The sequence below is a fragment of the Acidimicrobiia bacterium genome, assembly GCA_016650365.1.
In the GTDB taxonomy this organism is placed as follows: domain Bacteria; phylum Actinomycetota; class Acidimicrobiia; order Spongiisociales; family JAENVV01; genus JAENVV01.
The window spans coordinates 1-6397 of record JAENVV010000170.1 but is presented as its reverse complement, the minus strand read 5'-3'; the positions used below and the strand labels follow the sequence as shown (position 1 = coordinate 6397).

The window sequence follows — 6397 nt, the reverse complement described above, 5'->3', positions numbered from 1 at the left end:
CGGCCCGGCGCAAGAATCCCCGGCGATCGACTTTGCGATCCAGCAATGCGCTGGTCTTGTCAACGAGCCAGGTACTCATGAAGCCCGCATCGCGGTGAGGGTTTGGGGAAGTGCAGTCAAAATCAGGTAGAGCAGATAGACGGTAAGGGCCGTCACCATAACGAGCGGCGCGCCTGCTCCCGGTTGATTGGCGAGCAACCGATCCAGGGAGGGGATCGGCGACCAGGCGACGAGGGCCGAGATCAGAGCCGCGCTCAGGTTGACTATCACGTGGATGAGAGATGGTGGTGTTTCAGCCTTTCCGAAACACCCGCAGGATTGAACCGGCGTGTCGGAATGACGAGCCAGCAGCACGAACCCGGCAAAGCCGAGATACGCCAACCCGGTGAGACCCGCGGCCAGTCGACTGGCGGTCGCAAGGGCTGCCAAGCCGATCACCAACTCGGTAATTCCCAAGGTTCGGACAAGCGCGGGATGGGAAGGTAACCGTAAGGCGGCGAGTGCGTTTCCGGTTTCGGAGGGTCGAGCCACCTTGAGAAGACCGCCGAGCGCGAGCAAGGCGGTCACGGCAAGATAGGGTCCAGCGAGACTCAGCATCCGAAAAGAGGATAGCCCCACCCGGTGCGCAGCCGAACAGTCCGACCGGGGTCATTCCCGGCGGCCCGAGATCCGTTCAAGGATTGGGGCGTCTTGCACCCTGATGAGTCGGTACCCGGTGCTGATTGCCCCGGAGCTACGGAGTTCCAAGCGCTTCGTTGACGGACTGGCGACTTGCTCCAAGCAGGTCGGCGATGGAAGCTTGAGAGAGGTGAACCTCTCCACGCACGGGCCGTTGGATGAGGACCGGCATGAGCTTGTCGCGGTCGAACCGGAAGGCGGTAACGGCGTTTACAGCCCGCGCCGCGAGCGTGCGTCTCGACCGATTCAGCCGGCGAGGAGGGCGGCGACGATCGGGGCGTACATGACCTTTTTGATCTCCCCCAGGGTCCCCGGGTCTTTGTCGGCGAGGACCTGTGCCCTGGCGATGGATTGGGAGACGACGTCGCCTTCGGCTGCCGTGGCATCGACGATACCGGCCAGGAAAGCCTCTTCACCACCAAAGCGGTACGCGGTGGTCATGGCCTGGTGGGCGGCCTGTTTACCGAGGCGGCTTTGGATGAGGGCGGCCATTCCGGGCGTAAATGGAATGCGGATGTCGACTTCGGGTAACCCCCAGAACCCCCGGTCGGCGCGCATGATGCGGAAATCATGGGCCAGTGACCACATGGCTCCGGCGGCCATGCAGTGCCCGTTGATGGCCGCGATGATCGGACGGGGGAAGGCGAGGGTCCTTGCCAACAGTTGCTGGGTTGCCCTGGCGATTTCGGCTATGCCCCAGTCGTGGTCGGGGCTCATGGCTTTCTCAAGGTCGAGACCATTGGAGTAGTACTTGCCCGTGCCAGTGGTGACCAGTGCCGCTGGACCCTGGTGGCGCTCGACGGTGTCGAGGGCGTCGTTGATGAGGCCCAGTGAGTCTGGGTTAAATCGGTTGTCGTCGATGTTCATCGTCAGGAGGAAGACATCGTCATGCTGGGTGAGCTCAAACGTCATCCGGTCACCCTACTATGGGCGTGAACGGCCGTTAACAAGGGAGTAATCGCATGGCGGGTCTGGCAGGAAAGACGATTTTCATGTCCGGGGGAAGCCGCGGGATCGGCCTGGCCATTGCCCTGCGAGCGGCTGTCGACGGGGCCAACGTGGCGTTGATCGCCAAGACGGCCGAGCCACATCCACAACTGCCGGGTACGGTCTACACGGCCGCCGAGGAGATCGTGCGTGCCGGCGGGCATGCTTTGCCGATCGTTGGTGATATACGCTACGAAGACTCGGTTAACTCGGCTGTCGAAGCGACGGTTGAGCGGTTTGGCGGCATCGATATCGTCGTCAACAACGCCTCCGCGATCAATCTCAGCGGGACTGAGTCTCTGTCGATGAAGGCGTATGACCTCATGCAGAACATCAACACCCGGGGAACGTTTCTCGTTTCAAAAGCGTGCATTCCCTACCTCAGGGAAGCCTCGAATCCGCACATCCTTACCCTGTCGCCACCGCTCAATATGGCCCAGCACTGGTTCCAGAACCACGCCGCCTACACCATCGCCAAATACGGGATGAGCATGTGCACCCTTGGTATGTCAGCCGAGTTTGCCGGTGACGGCATCGGGGTGAACTCGCTGTGGCCTCGTACACTGATAGCCACCGCGGCGGTTCAGAACCTGCTGGGAGGCGACGCTGCCATGTCACGTTCGCGGCGACCGGAGATCGTTGCTGATGCGGCGTACGAGATTCTCTGTCGACCCGCCCGCCAGACGACGGGCAACTTCTTCATCGATGATGATGTCCTGGCAGAGGCGGGCAAGACCGACCTATCCGAGTATACGTATGTCGAGGGCGCCGAACTCCAGCAGGACATTTTTCTTGACTAGCGGCTGCTTCACCTGGCTCAGGCCTGTTTGAGCCTTATGTGAAGTTTTGAGAAACAAGGGCCTCGAAAGTTGTGATAGCCGGGTGCCTGCGGCATTCTGGTGGCATGGAAACCGTACTTAACGACTCTCAGCCAGACGAACAGCCACCGCTCTCTCCGCCGCGGGGCTCGGGCGCCCTGGCCGGGGTGGTGGCCGTCGCTGTTGCTCTGGCAGTCACTGAACTGATAGTCGGGATAATCGGTCGCGGTCAGTCGGTGATCGTCTCGATCGGTAACTGGGTAATCGGGATCTCCCCCGAACCGCTCGTGAAGTGGGCCATCCGGACTTTCAGTACCAACGACAAGCTCGTTCTTGTTCTTTCCATTCTGGCCACGGTGTTCATACTGGGTGCTCTGGTCGGCATCGTGGCAACCCGTCGGTTGGTACTGGCCGCGGCCGCATTTGTGGGAGCCGGCATTCTGGGCTGGGCCATCGTCACGACCGACCCCGTGGCCGACCTTCCCGCCGCCGCCGCGGCGGTCGGCCTTGGAGTGTTGGCGGGCTTGGCGGCGCTTGTGGTGCTGGGCCGCAGGCGTGCGGCGGCAATCACCGATGATTCCCGCCGCTCGTTCCTGACGGCGGTCGGCGTTACCGCGGCTCTCGCCGGCGTTGCCGGGCTGGTGGGACGGGGTCTGGTGAACGGGATTGCCTCGGCTTCTGAACGAGCGGAGATTTCCTTGCCAACGTTGCCGGAGACTCCGGTTCTCATCCCGGCTGGCGCCCAGGTCGAGGGGGCGGTTCCGGTCATCACCTCGAACGCCGATTTCTACCTTATCGATACGGCTCTTCGGCCCCCTCCGATCAATCTGGCGTCGTGGCAGCTGACGATCAAAGGTATGGTCGATCAGGAAGTGACGCTGACCTATGACGAATTGTCGGCCCTCGCCATGACCGAGCGGGTGGTCACGCTTTCGTGTGTCTCGAACACGGTCGGTGGGTCCCTCGTCGGAACCGCCAAGTGGTTGGGGGTTCCGTTGCGGGACGTCCTCGACATGGCCGGGGTTCAGGAAGGTGCCACGCAGATCGTGGGCCGGTCAATCGACGATTTCACGGTGGGCTTCCCAACTGAAGCTGCCTATGACGGACGCGACGCTCTCATCGCGATCGGGATGAACGATGAACCGCTCCCGGTCGACCACGGCTACCCGGCGCGCCTGGTGGTGGCCGGTCTGTATGGGTATGTCTCTGCTACCAAGTGGCTGAGCGAGATCGAACTGACGACCTGGGAAGGCTTTGATGCCTACTGGATTCCACGGAACTGGGCGAAGGAAGGTCCGATCAAGACCCAGTCCCGGATCGACTCGCCAAGGCCCAACGTCAACGTGGAAGCTGGACCCCGCCGGATCGCTGGCGTGGCGTGGGCGCCCAACACTGGCATTGCCGCAGTTGAGATCAGCATCGACGACGGTGAATGGCAGTCGGCCAATCTGGGTGAGCCTCTGAGCGACAATGCCTGGCGCCAGTGGTATGTCGACTGGGATGCGCCGGTGGGTCGGCATTCGATCTCCGTGCGCGCCACCGATAACTCCGGCTACACGCAAACGGCCGAACTCAAGTCACCTCAGCCGGACGGAGCGACCGGCCACCACACGATCGCCGTCAACGTCGCCTAGGAGTCGGCGAGCGGAAGGCCGCTATTGAGCCAGGACACAATGCCACCGTCGACTTCGTAGACCTCGGCAAAGCCCAGTGATTGCATTTCCTGGGCGGTTGTGCCGCTCCGGCTGCCCGATCGACAGTAGAGAACGTACGGGACGTCTTTGTCGAGGGCGGCCAGGTTGGCGGAGAAGTCGGGAGCATAGAAGTCGATATTGATCGCATTGGCCAGGTGGCCTTCGTTGAATTCGTCCGGTGTTCGCACGTCCAGCACGACGAGGTCGGCCGGAGGGGCCGAAGTGATCGCATAGGCATCCTGGGCCGAGACGGTCTGAATTCCGGTTTCGGTTGCCGTGCCGCAGGCCGCGGCGACCAAACCGAGGATTACGAGAGGGAGAAGTATTCGGCGCATATCAGCGTCCTTTGTTCAGGGGGAGTTGTTTACGGGTCCAGGCATTGATCCCGCCGCGCACATTGACGGCGTTTACGCCCATGTCTCGGAACATCGCTGCCGCCCGACTGGATCGGTTACCAGATCGGCAGATGACCAACACCTCCGAGCCGGCGTACTGGCGAGCAAGAGCGCCCCGTCGGTGCTGGATCGAATCGAGCGATACCCGAACAGAGCCGGGCACGTGGCTGGTTTGCCATTCCGCCTTGGTGCGAACATCCACGAGGGTGGTCCCTGCGGCCAGCAGGTCGTTGGCCTGGACGACATTGACTGCGTATTTGTTGAACATGGATGATCCTGGTTCGGTTGAAGTGGGTGTGGTTGAAGTCCGAAGATTATCCCCTTTTCCCATCTATATGCGAATCGGTGCATATAGATCGGAATCATAAGTGACAGTAGCGTTTGTCCGTGGACTCGTTGGGCGTTGAGACTGGAGTAGCCGGAATCCGATTTGGTGGATCCACCCGATCGATCCAGACGTTCGCGTTGGTGTCCGAAACACTGCGGGCTATGGTCTGGGACCAGGGGGCCACCTTGGTGGCGGTGGAGTTGGAGGACGGAACGAATCTGGTGCAGGCGCCAGTTGTCGGGGACGATCTTGCTGCGACCGATCGCGGATACCGGGGATCTACGATCGGCCGGTACGCCAACCGAATAGCCAATGCCAGGTTCTCCCTCGGAGGAACCGACTATCCCCTCGACGCCAACGATGGCCTTCATACCCTCCACGGGGGCGAGATCGGATTCGATCAGCTCCTCTGGAGGGCCGAGCCACTCAAACGAACAGGCTCAGTCGGGGTGCGATTCTCGGTTCGGAGTCCGGACGGGGATCAAGGGTTTCCGGGGAACCTCGACGCGGCGGTCACGTATTGGCTCACGGCTGCCAATGAACTGGTGTTTGAGTACGAAGCCGTTTGTGACGCCCCGACCGTGGTGGCGATGACCAATCACGCCTATTGGAACCTGGCTGGCCAGGGCACCATCTCCGAGCACATTCTCCAGGTCAACGCTGACCGCTTCGTCGATATGGACGAACTCAAGACACCCACCGAAGTGCGATCCGTTGCCGGAACCCGGTTCGATTTCCGGTTGCCTCGCCCACTGTCTGGACCGGACTTTGGTGATGGATATGACCACTGTTTGGTTCTTGAACCGTCCGGTCCGGCGGCCGTATTGATGCACGGGCCGAGCGGCCGACGGATGATGATCGAGACCGACCAACCTGGATTACAGGTGTACACAGCCAACAACCTGCAGCCCCGGCATTGCGGGATCGGACTCGAGACCCAGGCTCTACCCAATAGTCCGAATCGGCCAGATTTCCCGTCGGTGGTCCTTCGGCCCGGTGAGACCTACCGCCAGGTGACCCGCCATCGATTCAGCTAGCGCGTCAGCCCTTCAAGGTGGGAACGCTTCACTCTCCCGTCAAACGAAATCGGTCCCCCGCAGATGAGGGGGACCGATTCGCTGTTGAGGGCTTACCTTCTAGATGAAGAGGGTCTGGGCACCTGCGGCGATTTCGATGAAGTCGGCAGCACTGATGATGCCTTCAACCCGATCGTAAAGATCCTTTTCCTCCAGGTGTTTCATATCAGCCGACATACGACATGCCCACAGGTGGCCGCCGGCGTCGGTGATCAGTTCCAGGAATTCGCGAACCTCCGGAATATCGAGTCCCCCGATCTGCTCCTTCATCATACGGGTGGCGAACGACGTCATACCGGGCAGACCCATCACGAAGTTCGGCATGTGCGTGGCAGGGTTGCCAAGCGGTGAGAACTTCAAGTGATCCATGGTCTTCTCGGTAATCATGTCGAAACCCCAGAACGTAAAGAACAAGTGAGTT

Annotated in this window: 8 protein-coding genes; 3 read left to right on the top strand and 5 right to left on the bottom strand. The window is 61.1% G+C overall.

Translation table 11 applies throughout. The features are described 5' to 3' along the window. Positions 1 to 75: 75 nt before the first annotated feature. A complete protein-coding gene (locus JJE47_10600; GenBank protein ID MBK5267872.1) occupies positions 76 to 597 on the bottom strand; it encodes a hypothetical protein in 522 nt (173 codons plus the stop codon). Between the two features lie 327 nt (positions 598 to 924). Then, complete coding sequence (locus tag JJE47_10595; GenBank protein MBK5267871.1) at positions 925 to 1590, bottom strand: enoyl-CoA hydratase/isomerase family protein; 666 nt, start codon at positions 1588 to 1590, stop codon at positions 925 to 927. 50 nt (positions 1591 to 1640) lie between these two features. Here JJE47_10595 and JJE47_10590 point away from each other — a divergent pair, with 50 nt between their 5' ends. Both JJE47_10590 and JJE47_10585 read left to right on the top strand, forming a co-directional pair. After that, the gene (locus tag JJE47_10590) at positions 1641 to 2465 is read left to right on the top strand and encodes an NAD(P)-dependent oxidoreductase (protein MBK5267870.1); all 825 of its coding nucleotides are present in this window, start codon (positions 1641 to 1643) and stop codon (positions 2463 to 2465) included. 104 nt (positions 2466 to 2569) lie between these two features. After that, on the top strand, positions 2570 to 4117 hold the full coding sequence (locus tag JJE47_10585) for a molybdopterin-dependent oxidoreductase (GenBank protein ID MBK5267869.1): 1548 nt from the start codon (positions 2570 to 2572) through the stop codon (positions 4115 to 4117). Here JJE47_10585 and JJE47_10580 read toward each other — a convergent pair. Beyond that, the gene (locus tag JJE47_10580) at positions 4114 to 4512 is read right to left on the bottom strand and encodes a rhodanese-like domain-containing protein (GenBank protein MBK5267868.1); all 399 of its coding nucleotides are present in this window, start codon (positions 4510 to 4512) and stop codon (positions 4114 to 4116) included. The two genes, JJE47_10585 and JJE47_10580, sit on opposite strands and share 4 nt — an antisense overlap. 1 nt (position 4513) lies before the next feature. Further along, a complete protein-coding gene (locus JJE47_10575; protein MBK5267867.1) occupies positions 4514 to 4840 on the bottom strand; it encodes a rhodanese-like domain-containing protein in 327 nt (108 codons plus the stop codon). A gap of 119 nt (positions 4841 to 4959) precedes the next feature. Between JJE47_10575 and JJE47_10570 the strand changes: the two genes are divergently transcribed. Further along, positions 4960 to 5937 carry a galactose mutarotase gene (locus tag JJE47_10570; GenBank protein MBK5267866.1) on the top strand — a complete coding sequence of 326 codons (978 nt, stop codon included), beginning with the start codon at positions 4960 to 4962 and terminating at the stop codon, positions 5935 to 5937. 99 nt (positions 5938 to 6036) lie between these two features. Here JJE47_10570 and JJE47_10565 read toward each other — a convergent pair. Further along, positions 6037 to 6397, bottom strand: a 361-nt coding sequence (locus tag JJE47_10565; protein ID MBK5267865.1) for a DsrE/DsrF/DrsH-like family protein, incomplete at its 5' end; no start/stop codon positions are given.